Origin of the sequence: Rhodococcus sp. NPDC059234 (assembly GCF_042754225.1) — a bacterium.
Classification (GTDB): domain Bacteria; phylum Actinomycetota; class Actinomycetes; order Mycobacteriales; family Mycobacteriaceae; genus Rhodococcus_G.
The window spans coordinates 1-18,770 of sequence record NZ_JBHZAH010000035.1 but is presented as its reverse complement, the minus strand read 5'-3'; the positions used below and the strand labels follow the sequence as shown (position 1 = coordinate 18,770).

Here is an 18,770-nt window from a genome sequence, read left to right as displayed (position 1 = left end):
CAGTTCGCGGGTGTGGTGGGAACCGTTCGCAGGGCTCTCGCGTCCAACACGTATGAGCCTGCTGGAGTACGCGTTCGGGACCGGTGACGGCGATCCGCACAGCTGGGTGTCGGAGGCGGACGTCGATCTCGGTGATCCCGCCACACCGGACGCCGTCGTCCTCGACTTCGACGGCGACGGACTGCTCGACGACGCGCTCTGGGACAGCGACGGCGACGGCCGTGCCGACCGGTCCGTCCTCGACGTCGGAACGCAGGCCGCCCGCTACTTCACGGATCCGAGTGGCCTCGGCACCTGGGAGCGAGAGGTGCCCGCCGGAACGGACGCACCGGACCCGGGCGGATGGTGGTGGGGCGCCGACCGACACACGCTGGTGGTGGACGAGGACCTCGACGGGCGGGCGGACGCGTCGCTGACCGACACGGACGGTGACGGCCGCCTCGACACGATCCGGCGGCACCACCCGCGGACCGTCGACCCAGACGCGTGAGGGCTAGCGGCGCAGCGAATTCGCCCCGACCCCCGCCAGTCCGAGTGCGTACACCCCTGCACCCGCGAGAACCAGGCCCAGGGACCGGCCGTCGGGGGCGATCACCGTCGCGGCGGCGGCGATCGCGGCGATGAACGCGATGTTGAACACCGTGTCCTGCAGCGCGAACACCTGCCCGCGCCTGGCGTCGTCGATGTCGATCTGCATGGCCGCGTCGCCGGTCAGCTTGATCGTCTGTCCCGCCAATCCGAGCAGGAACGCGCCGACCAGCAGCATCGGCGGGGTCAGCGCGGTGATCAGCCCGAGTTGCACCGCGATCGCCGCGATCAGACCGGCCGCGACGGTCCGCGATCGTCCGAGCCGGGGAATCAGGAACGGGGTCGCGGCGGCGGCGGCGAGCATGCCCGCGGCGGTGGCGCCGACCGCCACCCCGAACCCGGCGAGCCCGCCGGGCAGTGAACTCGACGCGGCCGGATCGCGCAGCACCAACACCATCACCAGGGTGTTCACCCCGAACACGATGCGATGAGCGCCGATGCCGATCATCGCGGTGGTCACCCCGGGGGCCTGCCAGACGGCGGTCGCCCCGGTCCGCAGGCCCGCCGCGACCGCGCGCAGGGCCGCCAGTCGGGTGGGGCCGGCCACCGTCAGCTCCGCCTCTCCGGGACCGAGGCCGTGGGTCGGGAACCCGGCGGCCGCGGCCGCGCCGACCACGGAACCGGCAGTGGCGGCCGCCACCGCCACCCCGGAACTCCAGTCCCCGCCGCCGAGCAGTTCGACGATCGCGACCGCCGTGCCCGCCCCGGCGGCGGCCACCGCCGATCCGGCGGTGGCGAGAACGGAATTCGTTGGTACCAGCCAGGACTGGCGCACCACGTGCGGCAATGCGGCGGACACCCCGGCGAGCACGAACCGGCTGACCCCGACCGCCGCGAGCGCGACCAGCAGCAGCGGCGTGTTCGGGGCGTTGAGCAGCAGGAGCACCGCCGCCACCACGATCAGCGCGCCGCGCAGGAGGTTGGCCCACATCAGGACCGCACGCCGGTCCCAGCGGTCGAGCAGCGCGCCGGTGAACGGTCCGAGCAGCGAATAGGGCAGCAGCAGAACGGCGAATCCGGCGGCGATGGCCAGCGGGTCGGTCTGGCGTTCCGGGTTGAAGAGAATGGCGCCCCCCAGCGCGGCCTGGAAGAGGCCGTCGCCGAACTGGCCGGCGAACCGGACGGTCGTGAGGCGGAGCAGTCCGGGCGAGCGGCGGAGCACCCCGCGCGGAAGTCCCCGGGGTGCCGTCGCCACCGCACGACCCTATCGCGGGGCGGGTGCCGCGTCGCGTGCCCGCCACCACGCCACGGTCGCGGTGGTTGCCTCGGCCAGCGGGGTCGGCGCCAGCCCGAGGAGCCGCTCGCTGCGGGTCGAGTCCAGGACGAACGGGCGCTCGAACTGGTAGAGCATCTCGGCGAGCTCGCGGGTCGGCGCGTGCACCGCGCCGACGGCGCGGACCGCCCACGCGGGCAGCACCCCGACCTTCGGGTTGTCGACGCCCGCCGCCGCGGCGAAGGCGTGGACCATCTGCCGCTGGGTGAGCGCCGGTCCGGTCGGCGCGTGCAGCACGCTGTTCCACAGTGTCGGGTTCTCGGCCGCGGCGATCATCGCGGCGGCGAGGTCGGGCACGTAGGTGAACGAGTGCGGGACGTCGAGGGCGGCCATCACCCGAACGGTCTTGCCCGCCAAGACGACCGGCACCATCCGCTCACCGGCGTGAGCCATCAGCGCGTGCGGGCCGAAGAAGTCGGAGGCCGCGACGCTCACCGTCGGAGTCGCCGAATCGGCGCGCTGCCGAAGGAGTTCGGTGCGCACTCCCATCTTTCCGGTGGTGGCGGCGCGCGGGGTGTCCTCGGTGATCGGGCCGTCGACCGGGCCGTAGGAGTAGAGGCTCTCCGGGAACACGACGACCGATCCGGCCCGGCCCGCGGCGTCGAGCACCGCACGTTCGGTGGCGGGCAGTTCGCGTCGCCATGCCGCGGCGGAGTACACCGACCCGTGCGTGCAGTGGTAGACGGCGTCCGCGCCGTCGAACGCCGCTTCGAGTGCGCCGGGCTCGGAGACGTCGACCCGCATCCGCTCGACGTGGGGATGGTCGGGTCCGGATCCCGAGCGCGTGAGCACCCGGACCCGGTCTCCACGCTCGGCGAGTTGATGGGCGACCGTCCATCCGACGGGACCCGCCCCGGTCACGACCTGCAGTGTCGACATCGCGATCTCCGTTCTCGAATCGAATTAGAGAGCACTGCTCTCGAAATCAATGATGCACCCCCGCGTGCGACGAGTCAAGAGCAGTGCTCTCCAAAGTTGACGGTGCTCGCTCACCGGGTCAGGCTGGGGGCCGTGACCGGTACCCCGAGACAGCGCGCCCGCGAGCAGACCCTGGCCGACATCACCCGGATCGGCCGCGACCACCTGGCCCGTGACGGGGCGGCGGCCCTGTCGCTGCGGGCGGTCGCGCGCGACCTGGGCGTGGTCTCCTCCGCGGTGTACCGCTACGTCAAGAGTCGCGACGACCTGCTCACGCTGCTCGTGGTCGAGTGCTACACCGAGCTGGGCGACGCCGTCGACGCGGCGGTCGAGCCGGTGCCCGCCGGCGACCCGCAGGCTCGACTGCGCGCGCTCGGGCACGCGGTCCGGGAGTGGGCCCTGCGCGAACCGGCCTCCTACGGGCTGCTGTTCGGCAGTCCGGTGCCCGGCTACCAGGCCCCCGCCGATCGGACCACCGGACCCGGCACCCGTGTCATCGTGGCGCTGGTGGCGATCTTCGGCGACGCGCAGCGGGCCGGCCTGCTGGCCGATCCGCCCGAACTCCCGATCACCGCGTCGCTGCGCGAGAACCTGCGCGGCATCCGGGCCGAGATGGGGCTCGACCTGCCGGACGAGGTGCTCGCGCGCGGCGTGCTGGCGTGGTCGTCGCTGTTCGGGGCCGTCAACTTCGAGGTCTTCGGGCAGTACGGAGCCGATACCTTCACCGATCCTCGCGACCTGTTCGACCACCACCTGTCCGTGCTCGGGGAGATCGTCGGCCTGCGTCCCTGAAGTCGGCGCCCCGCCCTCGCGCGGCGCACGGGCGGGTTCGCGATGCGATGATTACCCGGTGGAGCACGCTGAGGAACCCGACGATCGCACGGCATCGACAGAACCGGTCGTGCGCCCCGGCAGCCTGCTGGTCTCCGCCACCGACCTCACCGAACCGGCGTTCCGGCGGACCGTGGTCTACGTGATCGAACACAACGACGCCGGCAGCCTCGGGGTGGTCATCAACCGCGCCTCGGAGACCGCCGTGCAGACGGTGCTGCCCCAGTGGGCCGGGCTGTGCGCCCGGCCGCAGGCGCTCTACATCGGGGGTCCGGTCAAGCGCGACGCCGCACTCTGCCTGGCCACGCTGCGCACCGGTGCCCGCATCGACGGCGTGTCCGGCCTGCGCCGGGTGGACGGTCGGGTGGTGATGGTCGACCTCGACAGCGACCCCGACCAGGTCGGTCCTCTGATCGAGGGTGCGCGGGTGTTCGCCGGCTACTCGGGCTGGACCATGGGACAGCTCGACAGCGAGCTGCAGCGCGACGACTGGATGGTGGTGTCCGCGCTGCCGTCGGACGTCATCGGCCCGCCCCGCGCGGACCTGTGGGCGCAGGTGCTGCGCCGCCAGCCGCTGCCCCTCGCCCTGCTCGCCACCCACCCCATCGACGTCGAGCGCAACTGACCCTGCCCTGCAGCCCGCACCCGACGACCGACCGTCGGGGGCCGAGCGGCTGAGCGGTACCTGAACCCTTCCAGCCTTTGTATCGTGAGTACGGCTGGAGGTGTCCGATGCCGGAGGACCAGGCAGAACTCATGCGTGTTCTGTATGGCGAGCATGCGTCGGCCCTGTGGAGATACGCCATGCGACTTACCGGTGATCGGGCGCGGGCCGAGGACGTGGTCCAGGAGACCCTGCTGCGGGCCTGGCAACGCCCCCGGGTGCTGGACCAGAGCGAGAACTCCGCACGCGCCTGGCTGTTCACCGTCGCGCGGAACATGATCTTCGACGACTTCCGCAGCGCCAGGTCGAAACGGGAGATCGGGACGGACAACCCGCCGGAGCAGTCGAGCCCGGATGCGACCGATGCCGCCTTGGACTCGTGGCTGATTGCCGATGCGCTCGCCGCGCTCTCGCCGGAGCATCGGGGCGTACTGGTCCGCTCGTACTACCGAGGGATGTCGACCCATCAGATCGCTGACGACCTCGAGATCCCGGAGGGCACCGTGAAGTCGCGGATGCACTACGCGCTGAGGGCACTTCGGCTGATTCTGCAGGAAATGGGGGTGACGCAGTGACCATCGAGATGGATCCGTACGCCCATTGGGGCGCCGCCTACGTCCTCGGCTCGCTCAGTGCCGCCGATCGCGACGAGTTCGAGCATCACCTCGCCACCTGCGTCCGGTGCTCGGTCGAGGTCGCGGAGGTCGCGGGCATGCCTGCCCTGCTGTCGAAGGTGCCGGTGGACACGGCACTCGAGCTCGGTTCGGCCCCCGCCGCGGGCCCCGCGACGGATGCCCCCGCGGACGAGTCCCCCGCCGACGAGCCCCCCGCAGACCTGCTGCCGAAGCTGATCGAGCGTTCGCAACCGCCGCGGCGGCGTGCCCGGTACGCGGTGCTCGCCGTGGCGGCTGCCGCGGTCGTCGCTGCCGCGGTCGGTGTCGGGGTGGCGGTACTGCCCTCGCAGACCGAGGGGCCGTCACCGAACGCCCCGCACGGACCGTCCGCGCCGGTGGTCGCCCAGCCGATGATTCCGGTCACCGAGAGTCCGTTGACCGCCGACGTCTCGATCGTCGAGCAGGACTGGGGCACCCGTATCGACGTCACCTGCCGCTACGCCGCGCCTCCCGGGGGCGGATACGGCACCGACAAGAGCGAGTACGCGATGGTGATGACGGACAAGAACGGGGACACCGAGCAACTGGCGACATGGACCGCCGTGGCGGGCCAGACGGTGACACCGTCGGCGACCACCAGCGTCCCGATGCTGTGGGTCGACCGCGTCGACATCCGTTCGGTGGCAACGAATCAGGTGCTGCTCACCAGCACGTTCTGATATTCGTCCGGCAGATCTGAACCATTCGTAGCGTTGAACCGTACCTACCAGTGCACGCAGGAGTGCACAGGGAAGGTGTACCGATGAGACAGGCCGTACCGGTCGTGCGACGAGGCGACACCCGCGTGGTCGACTACCTGGTGGACGCCCTCGCCGCCTACGGAGTTGCGCACGTCTTCGGGGTGGACGGAGCGAACATCGAGGACGTCTACGACGCGCTGTTCTACACCCACAGGAACATCACCGGAGTCGTCGCCAAACACGAGTTCTCCGCCGCGACGATGGCCGACGGCTACGCCCGCACCTCCGGTCGGCTCGGCGTGGTGATGGCAACCTCCGGCGGCGGCGCGCTCAACCTGATCGCCGGCCTCGGCGAGGCCTTTACCTCACGGGTTCCGTTGCTGGCCTTGGTCGGTCAAGCTCCGACCGCGCTCGAGGGTCACGGTGGCTTCCAGGACTCGAGTGGGCGGGCGGGCTCGATCGACGCGGTCCGGCTGTTCGGCGAGGTGTCGCGCTACTGCGCGCGGGTCGAGACGGCGGCCGACGTCGGGAAGCATCTGAACCGGGCGGTGTCGGCGGCGTTGCGCGGCGGGCCCGCCGTGCTGCTGCTGCCCAAGGACGTCCAGCAGTCCCCGATCGCCCCCGACCAGTGCCCGCCGATCACGCCCAGACCGGCCGTCGCGGTGGACAAGGTCGGACTGGAGCGGCTCGTGGGTCGGGTCGTGGCGGCACGCCGGCGTGGCAAGGTGCTCGTGATCGCCGGTGACGAGGTGGCCCGCGCAGGCGCCCGGCGCGAGCTGGCGGACCTCGTCGCGGTCCTCGACGCCGCCGTCGGCGTCACCCCCGACGCGAAGGACGTCGTCGACCCAGCCGGTCGCGGCTACTGCGGGGTCGCCGGCAGTATGGGGCATCCGGAACTCGTTGACGCGCTGCGGTACTCGGAGTTGTGTCTGCTGATCGGCACTCGTATGCCGGTGATGGCACGGACCGGCCTCGACGAGGGGTTGCGCAGCACGCCGATCGCGTCGCTCGGGTACGCACCACCGTACGTGCCGTCGACGCACGCCGTCACCGTCGACCTGCGGTCCTCCCTGCGCCTGCTCGTCGACGCGCTCGGACCGGTCGGTCCGACGTCGTCCCCCGCCGCGACCCAGCCGCCGGGCCTGACGAGTCTGCGGGTCCCCGCCGCGACCGGCCCGGGACTGCGCTATCGCGACGCGGTGGCGGCGATCGAACGGCACCTGCCGGCGGGAACGGACGTCTTCGCCGACGCCGGGAACACCGGAGCTGCAGTGGTGCACCATCTCTCGGCGCGCGGAGGGGGCCGATTCGTCGTCGCGCTCGGCATGGGGGGGATGGGCTACGCATTCGGTGCGGGAATCGGCTCGTGCTTCGGACGCAGGCGCCGGACCTTCGTGATCGCCGGCGACGGCGCCTTCTACATGCACGGCATGGAGATACACACGGCGGTCGAGCATCGCCTGCCGGTGACCTTCGTCGTGTTCAACAACAACGCGCACGCGATGTGCGTGACCCGCGAGCAGCTGTTGTACGAGAACCGATACAGCTTCAACAGGTTTCAACCGACTTTCATCGGCGAGGGCATCACGGCGATGTTCCCCACCCTCGACACCTACTGCGCGTCCTCGGTGGCCGAGCTGGACGGCGCACTGGCCGCGGCCGCCCGTTCGCTCGGGCCTGCGTTCGTCGCCGTCACCTGCGATCCGGACGAGATCCCGCCCTTCCTGCCGTTCCTGTCCACACCGGACGCGCCGATGACCCGCGTTCGGCGATCCAGTCGAGAAGGAGTACACCCGTGACCACCAGCCGCACCGCTGCCCTGTCCGCGCTCAACGACATCGACCCTTCGCTGATTCCGGGCGTGTACCGGATCGAGAACACCAGCCCGGCGGAGGGCACCGCGATGGTCGTCGACATGCTCCGCTCGGTGTACCCGCACGAGCAGATCTACGGCGACTACGTCACCGTCCAGGACTACGTCGACTGTCCCCCACGGCAGCTGTACGACTACCTCGCGCAGACCCGCAGCCTCGAGGAGTGGACGGGAAGCCTGCGCGGATTCACCGAGACCGACGAGGCGGGCCTGTGGCTGGCCTACGACCGGATGGGCAACGACCAGACCAAGATCTACACCCGCACCGTCGCGAACCACGAGGCGATGACGGTCGACTACCACTGCGCCTGGGACCAGGGCGCGCACCTGTGGATGATCTACCTGATTCGGGTGGTCGACGCCCAGGTGGTGCTCGACAAGCCGGGATCCGTTGTGTTGTGGACCAATTGCCGCCATCCGTTCTACGACCACAACCCGTTCCCGGAGACCGCACCCGCCGACCGCACGACGTGGGTGGGCGACCTGTGGGACATGTTTGCCGCGGGTCACCTGATCGAACTGCACAACCTCAAGGCCATCGCCGAGTACCGGCACGCGAACGGCCTGCCGGTCACGCCCGAGTGGATGCAGTGAGATGAACACGCCCACCGTCAGTCTCGTGGACGTCGCCAGCTACCTGCCGGAGAATCGGGTGCCCGCCGAGTACTTCCTCGAGTTCTCGAAGGACAGGCGTCAGCCGAAGGGGCCGATGTTCCGGGCCCCCAGGTTCCGGCATCACGTCGCGGCCGACGAGACCGCCGCGGACATGGTGATTCGCGCGACGGCGCCACTGGTCGAGCGGCACGGCGCCGACGTGCTCGCGAACGTGGACGTGGTCGTCACCCACACCCAGCTCCCCGACCTGGCGGTGGTCGGGTGCGGCGGTGAGGTGGCGCACCGGCTCGGCGCCCAGCCGGCCTGGGTGATCGACGTACACAACAGCGGCTGCGCCTCGTTCGTCTACATGATGCAGATCGCGGCACAGATTCTCCGGAGCGGTGGTGGGCGCAGCGCCCTCGTCGCGGCCACGCAGAACTGTGCCGGACAGGTGTTCACGCAGACCGAGGTCCGTGGGCTGGCGCAGGCACCCGTGCCCGGGGACGGATGCGGCGTCGGCCTGCTCACCCTGTCCGACGGCGCGCCCCTACTCGGTACCGAATGTCGTTCCTACGGTGAGTTCTTCGGTGACATGACCGGCGAGGTCGACCCGCCGCGCAAGTACTGGGAGCCCGGCACCGGGCAGTATCGCATCTCGTTCACGGAGAGCAAGATCGCGAAGATCTTCGCTCGCGGAAACCGGCTGGTCCCGGAGATCTCGCTCGCGCTGTGCGACCGGCTCGGCATCGAGCCGAGGACCGTCGACACCTTCGTCACCAACCAGCCGAACCGGCTGTTCCTGCGTAATTGGCGTGATGCACTGGAACTTCCGAAGGATCGGCATCCCGACACCTTCGACGAGTGCGGCAACCTGTTCGGGGCGGGCATCCCGGTGACCCTGGACGTGGAGAACCGGGCCGGACGGATCCCGAACGGCTCGCTGGTGCTGATGTCGGCCTTCGCGCACGCGGGCGACTTCGCCGGTGCGGCGGCGATACGGTGGGGCGCGGCGCCCGACGGCGCGGGGGTCGCGGTCCGATGAGCATACTGGCACTCGACACTCCGAGGTTCGAACTGGCGCTGAGCGAGAACCCGTTCCGGCCACTGAGGTCGGTGCGCCGCGCCCTCGAGCGGGCCGTGGCACGGGCCAACCGATATCCGGAGTTCCTGCCACACAGACTGCCCGCGTTGATAGCCGGGCGGCTCGGGCTCGATCCTGCGCAGGTGGTGGTCGGGGCGGGCGCGACCGGGGTGGCATTGCAGGCCTTGCAGGCGCTGGCCCGGCCCGGCCAACGAATCGTGTACGCGTCACCCACCTTCGACGGATACCCGATTCTGGCGTCGATGGTCGGGCTCGAGCAGGTCGCGGTCCCGCTGCGACCGGACGGGCAGCAGGACCTCGCGACCATGGCAGAGGCGGTCGACGATCGCACCGCGCTGGTGGTGGTGTGCCGGCCGCACAACCCGACCGGCACGGTCGTCGGTGCCGACGCCCTGCTGGAGTTCCTGGCGGCCGTACCCGACCATGTCGTCGTGGTACTGGACGAGGCGTACGTGGAGTTCGTGGCGCCCGCGTTGACCGTGGATTCCCGGAAGCTGGTGGGCAGGTTCCCGAATGTTCTTGTGCTACGGACTTTCTCGAAGGCCTACGGGTTGGCGGCGCTGCGAATCGGATACGGTTTCGGGGTGTCCGAGCTGGTCGAGCGGGTGCACCGGTTGCAGCTGCCGTTCGGGATCGGAGGCCTCGCGGAGCCTGCGGTCCGGGCGTCGTTCGAGGCGCAGTCCGAACTGGCCGAGCGGGTCCGCGCGATCAACACCGAACGCGATCGGATGCGTGCCGAGCTGTCCGCCGTCGGCATCGAGACCCCGTGCAGCCATGCCAATTTCCTGTACCTGCCCGCGTCGGGTCGGCGCGTGGCCGCGCGGCTGGCCGATGCGGGTGTGGCCGCCAAGACCTACCCGTCGGGGGCGGTGCGCATCGCCGTCGGGGACCCGATCGCGGGTCGTGCCGTCCTGCACGCCCTCACCCCCACCTCCCCGATGTCACACTGGGTCGACTGACGCGAACCGATGTGACATCGGGGGAGGTCAGCCGGCAGCTGCGGCGCCGGCGTCGACCGCGTCCGGGTCGGTGCGCTTGGCGAAGTGCTGCGCCAACGCCGCGCAGACGATCAGCTGGATCTGGTGGAAGATCATGAGCGGCAGCACGATCAGTCCGACGGGCTGACCGGCGAACAGCACCGAGGCCATGGGTAGGCCGGTGGCGAGGCTCTTCTTGGAGCCGCAGAAGATGATCACGATGCGGTCCGGCAGGGAGAAGCCCAGCGCCCGCCCGGCGAACGCGGTCGCGCCGATGACGATCGCGAGGATGCCGCAGCAGACCGCGACCAGTGCGACCACCCGCCACACCGACAGCCCCGACCAGGCGTGCTCGACCATCCCCGCGCTGAACGCGGAGTACACCACCAACAGGATCGAGCCGCGGTCGACGAGCTTGGTCGGTTCGGCGTACTTCTTCAGGAAGTCCTTGACCCAGGGCCGGATCAGCTGGCCGACGATGAACGGGATCAGCAACTGGACCACGATGTCGACGATGGACGACGCGTCGACGTGCGCCTCGCCGGTGGTGTTCATCAGCAGGATGACCAGCATCGGGGTGACGAACACGCCGATGAGGTTGGAGGCGGACGCGCTGACGATGGCGCCCGCGACGTTGCCGCGGGCGATCGAGGTGAACGCGATCGAGGACTGCACCGTGGAGGGGACCAGGCACAGGTAGAGCACACCCGTGTACAGGTCGTCGGTCAGGACCGACGGCACGAGCACGTGCAGGGCCAGGCCGACGAGCGGGAACAGCACGAAGGTGGAGGCGAACACCACCGAGTGCAGGCGCCAGTGCTTGAGGCCCTCGAGGGCTTCGCGGGGATGCAGCCGGGCGCCGTAGAGCAGGAACAGGAAGCCGATGGCGATCTTGGTGGCCCAGCTCAGCACGGTCTCGCCGCTGCCGGTCGCCGGGAAGATGCTGGCCAGCACGGCGACGGCGATGATCGACAGGATGAACCCGTCGATGTAGAACCTGCTGAGAAACTTCACGCTCTGAACGTTAATCCGGCGCAGAGGCATCGTGAAAGTCGATGGCGCCGTTTAGTTCCATCGTGAATCGTGATAAGTCTGGAAGCATGCTGGATCCGGTGCTGCTGCGCAGCTTCGTCGCCGTCGAGCGGTCGGGCGGGTTCACAGCCGCGGCCCGTCGCCTCGGACTGCGCCAGTCCACGGTCAGCGGCCACATCGGCAGGCTCGAGCGCAGCGTCGGGCGGGAGCTGTTCCGCCGCGACACCCGCAACCTGGAGCTCACCGCCGACGGCGCCGCGATGCTCGGGTTCGCCCGCACGATCCTCGACGCGTCGCAGCAGGCAGAGACGTATTTCGCCGAGTCGGAGCTGTCCGGACTGCTGCGCTTCGGCGCGTCCGACGACCTGGTCGCGGCGGAGCTGCCCGAGGTGCTGCTCGAGTTCCGCCGGAGCCACCCCCGGATCGACCTGGAGCTGACGGTGGGGCTCAGCGAGAACCTCGGGGCCAAGGTCTCGGCGGGCGAGCTCGACATCGCGTTCGGCATGCGCAGGCCCGGAGAACGGCACGGTGAACTGGTCTGGCGCGACCGCCTGGTGTGGGCAGGATCTCCCGGCGCGGACGTCACCGAGTTGGGGAGCGGACCGGTTCCCCTGGTCACCTATCCCCCGCCGAGCATCACCCGGCGGGCGGCGATGGAGGCGATGGAACGCGCCGGCCTGGTGTGGCGGACGGCCTGCGTCACCGACAGCCTGCTCGGGTTGCGAGCCGCCGTGCTCGCCGGCCTCGGCTTCATCGTGCACGCGGAGTCGTTGCTGCCGGACGGCCTCGAGCCGCTGCCGGGGCACGTCCTGCCGGACCCCGGCGACGCCGACTTCGTGCTGATGCGCCGCTCCCGGCCCGCGACCGGGCCGGAGGCGGCGTTGACCGCGGCGATCCTCGCCAACGAGCGCCGACTGCGCCGCAGCTGATCGGGCGTCAGCGCGCGGCGTCCGCGAGGGCATTGAGAGCGCCCGCCATCTGCTCGGCCCGGTCGGTGCTGACGGTCAGCCGCTGGCCGTTCGCCGCGGTCAGCATCAATGCGGGACCGGTGTCGGTGACCAGGCCGTAGTTGCCGCGACCCTTGATCCGCAACCCCCACCCGCCGAAGTCCTTGAACGGGGTGACCTCGCCGACCCTCGCGCCGACGAGCTCCTCGACCCGGTAGTCGAGGGCGCACATGCCCATGTTGTAGATGCGGATCCCGTTCACGTCGACGGTCACCCGGAACCGCAACAGCCCGACGACCAGCACACAGACGGGCAGGAAGATCGCGAGCAGCCACCACGAGCCGGCGAGCCGGCACAGGCCGAGGGTGATCGCGGCACCGATCGCGACCAGCACGGCGGTGGTGCCGGTACCCAGTCCGCGACGGTCCACGATCGGCAGGTCCAGCGGCCCGCGCGGCAGGCTCGCGTCGGGTCGGTCGGTCGCGGGGGTGCGGGGCCGGTAGTCGCGCAGCAACGCGGCCCCGAGCAGGCCGACGGCGGCGCCCGCCAGTACCCCCACCCCGATCGACGAGGTCGGCAGCCGCGCCCCCTCGGCGGTGGCGAGGTCGAGGTGCGCGAGCAGCAGTGCCACCCAGATCGCGAACATCAGCCCGACCACCGTCAGCCCGACGATCAGCATGGTGCGGCGCATCATCAGCAGCCCGCCCGCGAGCGCGGCGATCGCGGCGGCGCCACCGCCGATCAGCACGATGACGATCGCGAAGGTCCAGGCGGCCGACCAGAGGGTGGTGAAGCCGTCCGGGGTCTCGCCCGTCCAGTGCGTGGCGATCGCGGCGGGCAGGCGCTGCTGCCACATCCGGGTGAGCAGCAGGCCGGTGGAGGCGGCGAGCGCCGGGACCGCGACGCCGAACAGGAGACCGGCCGGATCGAAGGTCCGCGTTTGGCTCATGGGCGCAGATTCAACCAGGCCGCGCTCGCAGGTCGGGCGGTTCGGTCGGCGGCGGGCACTCAGCCCGGCTGGCAGGCGCCCTTCAGGGAGCAGGCGCCGCAGGAGTCCATGCCGCAGTCGGCCGCGGCCGCGATGTCGGCGGCGCTCTCCTCGACCGGCTCGGGGGCGCTGCCGCAGTTGCAGTCGTGGCCGCAGCCGCCGGCCTCGGCGGGCAGCGCGGCGGCCACGCGGGCCCCGATGGACCCACCGGCGCCCGCCGTGATCAGCGCGGCGCCCGCGGCGACCACCGCGGCGACGATGCCGCCCGCGGTGGGGAGCATGAGCCCGGCGACGCCGCCGAGAACGAGCAGACCGGCCGACCCGAGCAGGGCGGGCGCGGCAACCTTGTTGGCCAGTGCGAACGTCGCGTCGTCGCGCAGGGTCGCCTCGGTCCGGACGCCGGCCCAGCGGTTGCGCGGCAGCTTCCCGACGAGTCCGGCGACCGCCACCCCGCCGACGGCGAGGGCGACTACGAACAGCACGGTTGCGACGATGACCACGGTCCCAGGGTACGGCGGGGACCGAGGCGAGGGTCGCTTCGGGTGACGCTTTAGGCTGGTGGTGACCTAAACCCCCAGCCCAGAGAAGACAGCGATCACGTGAGCGAGTCAGTGCAGCAGCCAGCGGACGAGGCGACCCCTCAGCACCGATACACCGCGGACCTCGCGGGCCGGATCGAGGAGCAGTGGCAGGAGCGCTGGCGCGAGCGCGGCACCTTCTACGCACCGAACCCGGTCGGAGACCTCGCCGGGGAACTCCCCGCGGACAAGCTCTTCGTCCAGGACATGTTCCCGTACCCGTCCGGTTCCGGCCTGCACGTCGGGCATCCGCTCGGCTACATCGCCACGGACGTGTTCGCGCGCTTCCACCGCATGCACGGACGCAACGTCCTGCACACCCTCGGCTACGACGCGTTCGGCCTGCCGGCCGAGCAGTACGCGGTGCAGACGGGCACGCATCCGCGCACCACGACCGAGGCGAACATCGCGAACATGAAGCGGCAGCTGCGCCGCCTCGGCCTCGGGCACGACGAGCGCCGCTCGCTGGCCACCACGGACGTGGACTTCTACCACTGGACGCAGTGGATCTTCCTGCAGATCTTCAACGCCTGGTACGACAGCGACCTGGGTCGGGCCCGGCCGATCGCGGAGCTCGAGGCCGAGTTCGCTTCCGGGGCACGCACTCCCGAGGACGGACGGTCGTGGGAGTCGCTCTCCGCTGCCGAGCGCCGCGCGGTGATCGACTCGTATCGCCTCGTCTACCAGTCCGATTCGATGGTCAACTGGTGCCCCGGGCTGGGCACCGTGCTGGCCAACGAGGAGGTCACCGCCGACGGTCGCAGTGAGCGCGGCAACTTCCCGGTGTTCCGCAAGCACCTGCGCCAGTGGATGATGCGGATCACCGCGTACTCCGACCGGCTCACCGACGACCTCGAGTACCTGGACTGGCCGGAGAAGGTCAAGTCCATGCAGCGCAACTGGATCGGACGTTCGCACGGCGCCCAGGTCCGGTTCGACGCCCGCGCCGAGCGCGGTGAGGCGGACGCCACCGTGCACGGGATCGAGGTGTTCACCACCCGGCCGGACACCCTGTTCGGCGCGACCTACGTGACGCTGGCGCCGGAGCACGAGCTCGTCGACCAGCTCGTCGCGGACGGCTACCCGGCGGGCGTGGACCCGCGCTGGACACGCGGCGCAGCGACCCCCGCCGAGGCCGTCGCCGAGTACCGTGCCGCGATCGCCGCGAAGTCCGATCTCGAACGTCAGGAGAGCAAGGAGAAGACCGGAGTCTTCCTGGGCTCCTACGCGGTCAATCCCGTCAACGGGCACAAGGTTCCGGTCTTCATCGCGGACTACGTGCTCACCGGCTACGGCACCGGCGCGATCATGGCGGTGCCCGGCCACGACCACCGCGACTGGGAGTTCGCCACCGCACTCGGCCTGGACATCGTCGAGGTCATCGCAGGCGGCGACGTCACCGACGCCGCCTACACCGGCGACGGCCCGTTGGTGAACAGCGGCTTCCTCGACGGGATGAACGTCGCGGAGGCGAAGGCCGCCATCACCGCGCGGCTCGAGGCGGACGGGGTCGGCAGGGGCACCATCCAGTACAAGCTGCGGGACTGGCTGTTCGCCCGCCAGCGCTACTGGGGCGAGCCGTTCCCGGTCGTCTACGACGCCGACGGTGTCGCACACCCGCTTCCGGAATCCGCTCTGCCGGTGGAACTTCCGGAGGTCGAGGACTACGCGCCGGTCTCCTTCGACCCGGACGACGCGAACTCGGAGCCGTCCCCGCCGCTGGCGAAGGCGGCCGACTGGGTCAACGTCGAGCTGGACCTCGGCGACGGCATGCAGAGCTACCACCGCGACACCAACGTGATGCCGCAGTGGGCGGGCAGCTCGTGGTACCAGCTGCGCTACATCGATCCGACCAACCAGGATGCGTTCTGCGCCAAGGAGAACGAGCAGTACTGGATGGGGCCGCGACCGGAGCTGCACGGTCCGAACGACCCGGGCGGACTCGACCTGTACGTCGGCGGCGTCGAGCACGCGGTGCTGCACCTGCTGTACTCGCGGTTCTGGCACAAGGTGCTCTTCGACCTCGGGCACGTGAGCTCGTCCGAGCCGTACCGGCGCCTGTACAACCAGGGCTACATCCAGGCCTTCGCCTACACCGACAGTCGCGGGGTGTACGTGCCCGCCGCCGAGGTCACCGAGTCCGACGGCAAGTACTTCTACGAGGGCGCCGAGGTCAACCGCGAGTACGGCAAGATGGGCAAGTCCCTCAAGAATGCCGTTGCGCCGGACGAGATCTGCGACGAGTTCGGTGCGGACACCCTGCGCGTCTACGAGATGTCCATGGGTCCGTTGGACACCTCGCGCCCGTGGGCGACCAAGGACGTCGTCGGTGCGCAGCGCTTCCTGCAGCGGGCCTGGCGCACCGTCGTCGACGAGGAGACCGGCGCACTGCGGGTCACCGATGCGGAGCCGACCGAGGACACGCTGCGCGCGGTCAACAAGGCGATCGACGGTGTGAACGCGGACTACGCGGCGCTGCGGGACAACACCGCCGCCGCGAAGCTGATCGAGCTCACCAACCACCTGACCAAGGCGTACCCCGAGGGCGCGCCGCGGTCGGCGGTCGAGCCGCTGGTGCTGATGCTGGCCCCGCTCGCCCCGCACATCGCCGAGGAACTGTGGTCGCGGCTCGGGCACGAGAAGTCGTTGGCGCACGGACCGTTCCCGGTGGCCGAGGAGCGCTGGCTGGTCGCGGACACGGTCGAGTACCCGATCCAGGTCAACGGCAAGCTGCGCAGCCGGCTCACGGTGGCGGCGGACGCGGATCCGAAGTCCATCGAGGCCGCGGCCCTGGCGGACGAGAAGATCGTCGCGTTCCTCGAGGGCAATGCGCCCCGCAAGGTGATCGTGGTTCCCGGCAAGATGGTCAACATCGTCAAGTGAGCTGACCGCGCTCGCTGCGGCCCCGGTGATCGTGTGATCGCCGGGGCCGCAGTGCAATCAGCACTCGGTCGGGGCCGGTTCCCCGCGCAGTCGGGCGTCGACCCAGTCGAATGCCCCGGGGTTCCCGGTCAGTGCGGCGATGAGGTGTTCGCCGGGTACCTGCCGGTACACCGCGCGCACGCCGTAGCGGCACTGCTCGTCGTACAGGTTGTGCGACCCGAGCGCCGGGACCCAGAACTCCTGACCGCCGCTGTAGATGTACAGCGGGGTGCCGGACTTGCGGTCCGCCATCTTCATCTTGGTGTAGATGTCATGTGCGACAGGTGAATCCAGAGCGCGTCGAATATTTGCGAGCGCCTCGGCGGGTATCCCGGGGATGCCGGCGAGGGCGAGGGTGTTCGCGCACTGGTCCTTGATGGACGTGATGCCCATCTGTTGTCCGAGAGTGTTGATCAGCGGCAGTATCTCGGTGTTCTCCCTCGCGATCCCGAACACCGCGGCGAGGAACAGTCCGCCGGCGAGGTTGCCGTTCATGGTGCGTCCGAGCATCTCGAAGTCCGCCGGTACCCCGCCCATCGCGGCGCCGACGATGTCGCCTGCGAGTTCGGGGGCGTACGTGTCGATCAGCTTGACCGCGCCGTGCGTCGCGATCGCCCCTCCGGAGTAACCCATCATGGCGAGCTTGCTGCTGCCGAACTCGGCGGGGAACACGGTGCGCAGGCCGCGGATGGAGTCGAGGATCGCGTGCCCGGCGACGAAGGGTTCGGCGTACGCCATCCGGGGGCCCTCGTGGTCGGGGATGAGGACCGCGTAGCCGCGTTCCTCAGCCTTCGCGGTGTCGGGCCGGAGAAAGTCGAAGAAGTTCTCCGACTGCGTGATCCCGTTGCCGAGGGTGTGTCCCGGGGTGCAGGACCGGCCGAGGCCGTTGATCGGCACGTTGTTGACCAGGACCGGGCGCGGGCCCGGACCGGGCCAGGGCGTGGCGGGCACGACGAGCGTCGCGGTCGCGAACGACGGCGCGCCGGCCGAGTCGGTGCTCTTGACCTTGATCTGGCGCACCTCCCGCACCGGGCCGCGCAGGAGTGCCCGGGCGGCCGGAGTCACGTCGCGGGTCTCGATGACCTGGCCGTTGGTCATGCCGGGCAGGCCGGGCGGGTACTCGTCGAAGAACGGATCCCCGACCGGCTTGGGCAGCATCTTGGCGTACAGCGTCTCGAGAGGCGGCGGGGGATCGAGGTCCGGCCCCGGGATCACCGAGCCGACCACGCCCGGAATCGCGGACCCCAGCGGGGACTCGGCGGCGGAGCCGGTCCCGAGCGAGCCGGTGATCATGGTCGTTCCGTTCAGGGGTGTGCCGTCCGAGGCGGTGCCGTCGGTCAGCGACCCGGTGCCGACCGACCCCTCCCCGCCGGCGCTGCCGGACGATTGCGCCAAGGCCGTGCCCGCGAACGCACCACCCCCGACCGCAACGGTCGCCGCGAGCGCAGCGAGCGACATCCGAACCCAAAGACCCCGACCTTGGACTGGCATGTGCGGCACGCTAACACCGGAAACGAACCGTGCGGCCTGTTCCTCGGTATGCGTTGTGACTCGAATTGGTCTCGGTCGGGAACCGGAAAGACTCACGGGCGGCGCGGTCGCCTGTACCCTCGCGACTAGAATAAGTTCTAGTCAACGAAGGGTTTCCGGCATGGCGGCATCACGCGAGAGCATCCTGAACACCATCGAGTCCTACGTGAAGTCGGTGGCCGGTGGCACCGTCGACGACGTGCTCGCGCTGTACGCGCCCGGCGCGACGGTCGAGGACCCGGTGGGCACCGATCCGCGCACCACCGAGGCGTCGCTGCGCGAGTTCTACGGCATCATCGAGCCCCTCGAGCAGACCGTGGAGCTCGGCGTCGTCAAGATCGCGGCCGGCACCGCGGCATTCAACTTCACGCTCACCACTCATATGGGCGAGCAGAAGATCGACATCTCCGTCATCGACGTGATGACCTTCGACGACGACGCCAAGATCACCACCATGAAGGCGATCTGGGGTCCGGAGGACATGGTCACGCGCTGACCCGGACGATCCACACAACTCGGACACGCTAAGTCTGGCGGGCGCGACCGCCTGGCAGTAGCGTGTGGCGAGCACGCAAGGGCCGCGACCTCATCGGAGG

The 18,770-nt window shown here is 70.3% G+C and carries 18 protein-coding genes; 12 read left to right on the top strand and 6 right to left on the bottom strand.

All coding sequences use genetic code 11. The features are described from left to right. The first annotated feature begins 52 nt into the window (after positions 1–52). Positions 53–490: a hypothetical protein gene (locus tag ACFXGJ_RS10400; protein WP_378618598.1), complete on the top strand. Its 438-nt coding sequence runs from the start codon at positions 53–55 to the stop codon at positions 488–490. Between the two features lie 3 nt (positions 491–493). Here ACFXGJ_RS10400 and ACFXGJ_RS10395 read toward each other — a convergent pair whose 3' ends face one another. Next, positions 494–1,783 carry an MFS transporter gene (locus ACFXGJ_RS10395; RefSeq protein WP_378618596.1) on the bottom strand — a complete coding sequence of 430 codons (1,290 nt, stop codon included), beginning with the start codon at positions 1,781–1,783 and terminating at the stop codon, positions 494–496. 9 nt (positions 1,784–1,792) lie between these two features. Further along, positions 1,793–2,740: an NAD-dependent epimerase/dehydratase family protein gene (locus ACFXGJ_RS10390; RefSeq protein ID WP_378618595.1), complete on the bottom strand. Its 948-nt coding sequence runs from the start codon at positions 2,738–2,740 to the stop codon at positions 1,793–1,795. A gap of 132 nt (positions 2,741–2,872) precedes the next feature. Between ACFXGJ_RS10390 and ACFXGJ_RS10385 the strand changes: the two genes are divergently transcribed. The 8 genes from ACFXGJ_RS10385 to ACFXGJ_RS10350 all read left to right on the top strand — a co-directional run bounded on the left by ACFXGJ_RS10385 (position 2,873) and on the right by ACFXGJ_RS10350 (position 10,159). Next, positions 2,873–3,571, top strand: coding sequence for a TetR/AcrR family transcriptional regulator (locus ACFXGJ_RS10385; RefSeq protein WP_378618592.1), 699 nt, complete (start codon positions 2,873–2,875; stop codon positions 3,569–3,571). A gap of 58 nt (positions 3,572–3,629) precedes the next feature. Continuing rightward, positions 3,630–4,235 carry a YqgE/AlgH family protein gene (locus ACFXGJ_RS10380; RefSeq protein WP_378618589.1) on the top strand — a complete coding sequence of 202 codons (606 nt, stop codon included), beginning with the start codon at positions 3,630–3,632 and terminating at the stop codon, positions 4,233–4,235. Between the two features lie 107 nt (positions 4,236–4,342). Continuing rightward, positions 4,343–4,849 (top strand): sigma-70 family RNA polymerase sigma factor, encoded by a 507-nt coding sequence (locus tag ACFXGJ_RS10375; RefSeq protein ID WP_378618587.1) that lies wholly within the window; start codon positions 4,343–4,345, stop codon positions 4,847–4,849. After that, the gene (locus tag ACFXGJ_RS10370; protein ID WP_378618584.1) at positions 4,846–5,607 is read left to right on the top strand and encodes an anti-sigma factor family protein; all 762 of its coding nucleotides are present in this window, start codon (positions 4,846–4,848) and stop codon (positions 5,605–5,607) included. Before ACFXGJ_RS10375 ends, ACFXGJ_RS10370 begins: the two co-directional genes overlap by 4 nt. An 83-nt stretch (positions 5,608–5,690) precedes the next feature. After that, entirely contained in the window at positions 5,691–7,427 is a 1,737-nt protein-coding gene (locus ACFXGJ_RS10365) for a thiamine pyrophosphate-binding protein (protein ID WP_378618582.1), read from the top strand. After that, positions 7,424–8,095, top strand: coding sequence for an SRPBCC family protein (locus ACFXGJ_RS10360; protein ID WP_378618579.1), 672 nt, complete (start codon positions 7,424–7,426; stop codon positions 8,093–8,095). The genes ACFXGJ_RS10365 and ACFXGJ_RS10360 overlap by 4 nt, the downstream gene beginning before the upstream one ends. Before the next feature lies 1 nt (position 8,096). Beyond that, positions 8,097–9,140, top strand: a complete 1,044-nt coding sequence (locus ACFXGJ_RS10355; protein WP_378618569.1) for a 3-oxoacyl-ACP synthase III family protein — start codon at positions 8,097–8,099, stop codon at positions 9,138–9,140. Then, positions 9,137–10,159, top strand: a complete 1,023-nt coding sequence (locus tag ACFXGJ_RS10350) for an aminotransferase class I/II-fold pyridoxal phosphate-dependent enzyme (protein WP_378618566.1) — start codon at positions 9,137–9,139, stop codon at positions 10,157–10,159. The genes ACFXGJ_RS10355 and ACFXGJ_RS10350 overlap by 4 nt, the downstream gene beginning before the upstream one ends. A gap of 27 nt (positions 10,160–10,186) precedes the next feature. Here the strand turns inward: ACFXGJ_RS10350 and ACFXGJ_RS10345 are convergent, their stop codons facing one another. Continuing rightward, positions 10,187–11,191, bottom strand: a complete 1,005-nt coding sequence (locus ACFXGJ_RS10345) for a bile acid:sodium symporter family protein (RefSeq protein WP_378618564.1) — start codon at positions 11,189–11,191, stop codon at positions 10,187–10,189. Between the two features lie 86 nt (positions 11,192–11,277). Between ACFXGJ_RS10345 and ACFXGJ_RS10340 the strand changes: the two genes are divergently transcribed. Next, positions 11,278–12,138 (top strand): LysR substrate-binding domain-containing protein, encoded by an 861-nt coding sequence (locus tag ACFXGJ_RS10340; protein WP_378618561.1) that lies wholly within the window; start codon positions 11,278–11,280, stop codon positions 12,136–12,138. A 7-nt stretch (positions 12,139–12,145) separates the two neighbouring features. On the opposite strand, the gene ACFXGJ_RS10335 is transcribed toward ACFXGJ_RS10340, so the two are convergent. Together ACFXGJ_RS10335 and ACFXGJ_RS10330 are read right to left on the bottom strand one after the other, a co-directional pair. Further along, the gene (locus ACFXGJ_RS10335; RefSeq protein WP_378618558.1) at positions 12,146–13,105 is read right to left on the bottom strand and encodes a DUF1648 domain-containing protein; all 960 of its coding nucleotides are present in this window, start codon (positions 13,103–13,105) and stop codon (positions 12,146–12,148) included. 59 nt (positions 13,106–13,164) lie between these two features. Beyond that, positions 13,165–13,644, bottom strand: a complete 480-nt coding sequence (locus ACFXGJ_RS10330; RefSeq protein ID WP_378618555.1) for an SdpI family protein — start codon at positions 13,642–13,644, stop codon at positions 13,165–13,167. Between the two features lie 99 nt (positions 13,645–13,743). Between ACFXGJ_RS10330 and leuS the strand changes: the two genes are divergently transcribed. Continuing rightward, a complete protein-coding gene (leuS, locus tag ACFXGJ_RS10325) occupies positions 13,744–16,605 on the top strand; it encodes a leucine--tRNA ligase (RefSeq protein ID WP_378618553.1) in 2,862 nt (953 codons plus the stop codon). A 57-nt stretch (positions 16,606–16,662) separates the two neighbouring features. On the opposite strand, the gene ACFXGJ_RS10320 is transcribed toward leuS, so the two are convergent. Then, entirely contained in the window at positions 16,663–18,135 is a 1,473-nt protein-coding gene (locus tag ACFXGJ_RS10320; protein WP_378618550.1) for a lipase family protein, read from the bottom strand. A 160-nt stretch (positions 18,136–18,295) separates the two neighbouring features. Here ACFXGJ_RS10320 and ACFXGJ_RS10315 point away from each other — a divergent pair, with 160 nt between their 5' ends. Continuing rightward, entirely contained in the window at positions 18,296–18,670 is a 375-nt protein-coding gene (locus ACFXGJ_RS10315) for a nuclear transport factor 2 family protein (protein WP_378618547.1), read from the top strand. The last annotated feature ends 100 nt before the right edge of the window (positions 18,671–18,770 follow it).

Excerpts from the sequence above, each read along its gene's own strand:
- ACFXGJ_RS10400 (WP_378618598.1), top strand. The coding sequence starts at position 53 with ATGAGCCTGCTGGAGTACGCGTTCGGGACCGGTGACGGCGATCCGCAC.
- ACFXGJ_RS10390 (WP_378618595.1), bottom strand. The coding sequence starts at position 2,740 with ATGTCGACACTGCAGGTCGTGACCGGGGCGGGTCCCGTCGGATGGACG.
- ACFXGJ_RS10375 (WP_378618587.1), top strand. The coding sequence starts at position 4,343 with ATGCCGGAGGACCAGGCAGAACTCATGCGTGTTCTGTATGGCGAGCAT.
- ACFXGJ_RS10365 (WP_378618582.1), top strand. The coding sequence starts at position 5,691 with ATGAGACAGGCCGTACCGGTCGTGCGACGAGGCGACACCCGCGTGGTC.
- ACFXGJ_RS10355 (WP_378618569.1), top strand. The coding sequence starts at position 8,097 with ATGAACACGCCCACCGTCAGTCTCGTGGACGTCGCCAGCTACCTGCCG.
- ACFXGJ_RS10350 (WP_378618566.1), top strand. The coding sequence starts at position 9,137 with ATGAGCATACTGGCACTCGACACTCCGAGGTTCGAACTGGCGCTGAGC.
- ACFXGJ_RS10340 (WP_378618561.1), top strand. The coding sequence starts at position 11,278 with ATGCTGGATCCGGTGCTGCTGCGCAGCTTCGTCGCCGTCGAGCGGTCG.
- ACFXGJ_RS10335 (WP_378618558.1), bottom strand. The coding sequence starts at position 13,105 with ATGAGCCAAACGCGGACCTTCGATCCGGCCGGTCTCCTGTTCGGCGTC.
- ACFXGJ_RS10320 (WP_378618550.1), bottom strand. The coding sequence starts at position 18,135 with ATGCCAGTCCAAGGTCGGGGTCTTTGGGTTCGGATGTCGCTCGCTGCG.
- ACFXGJ_RS10315 (WP_378618547.1), top strand. The coding sequence starts at position 18,296 with ATGGCGGCATCACGCGAGAGCATCCTGAACACCATCGAGTCCTACGTG.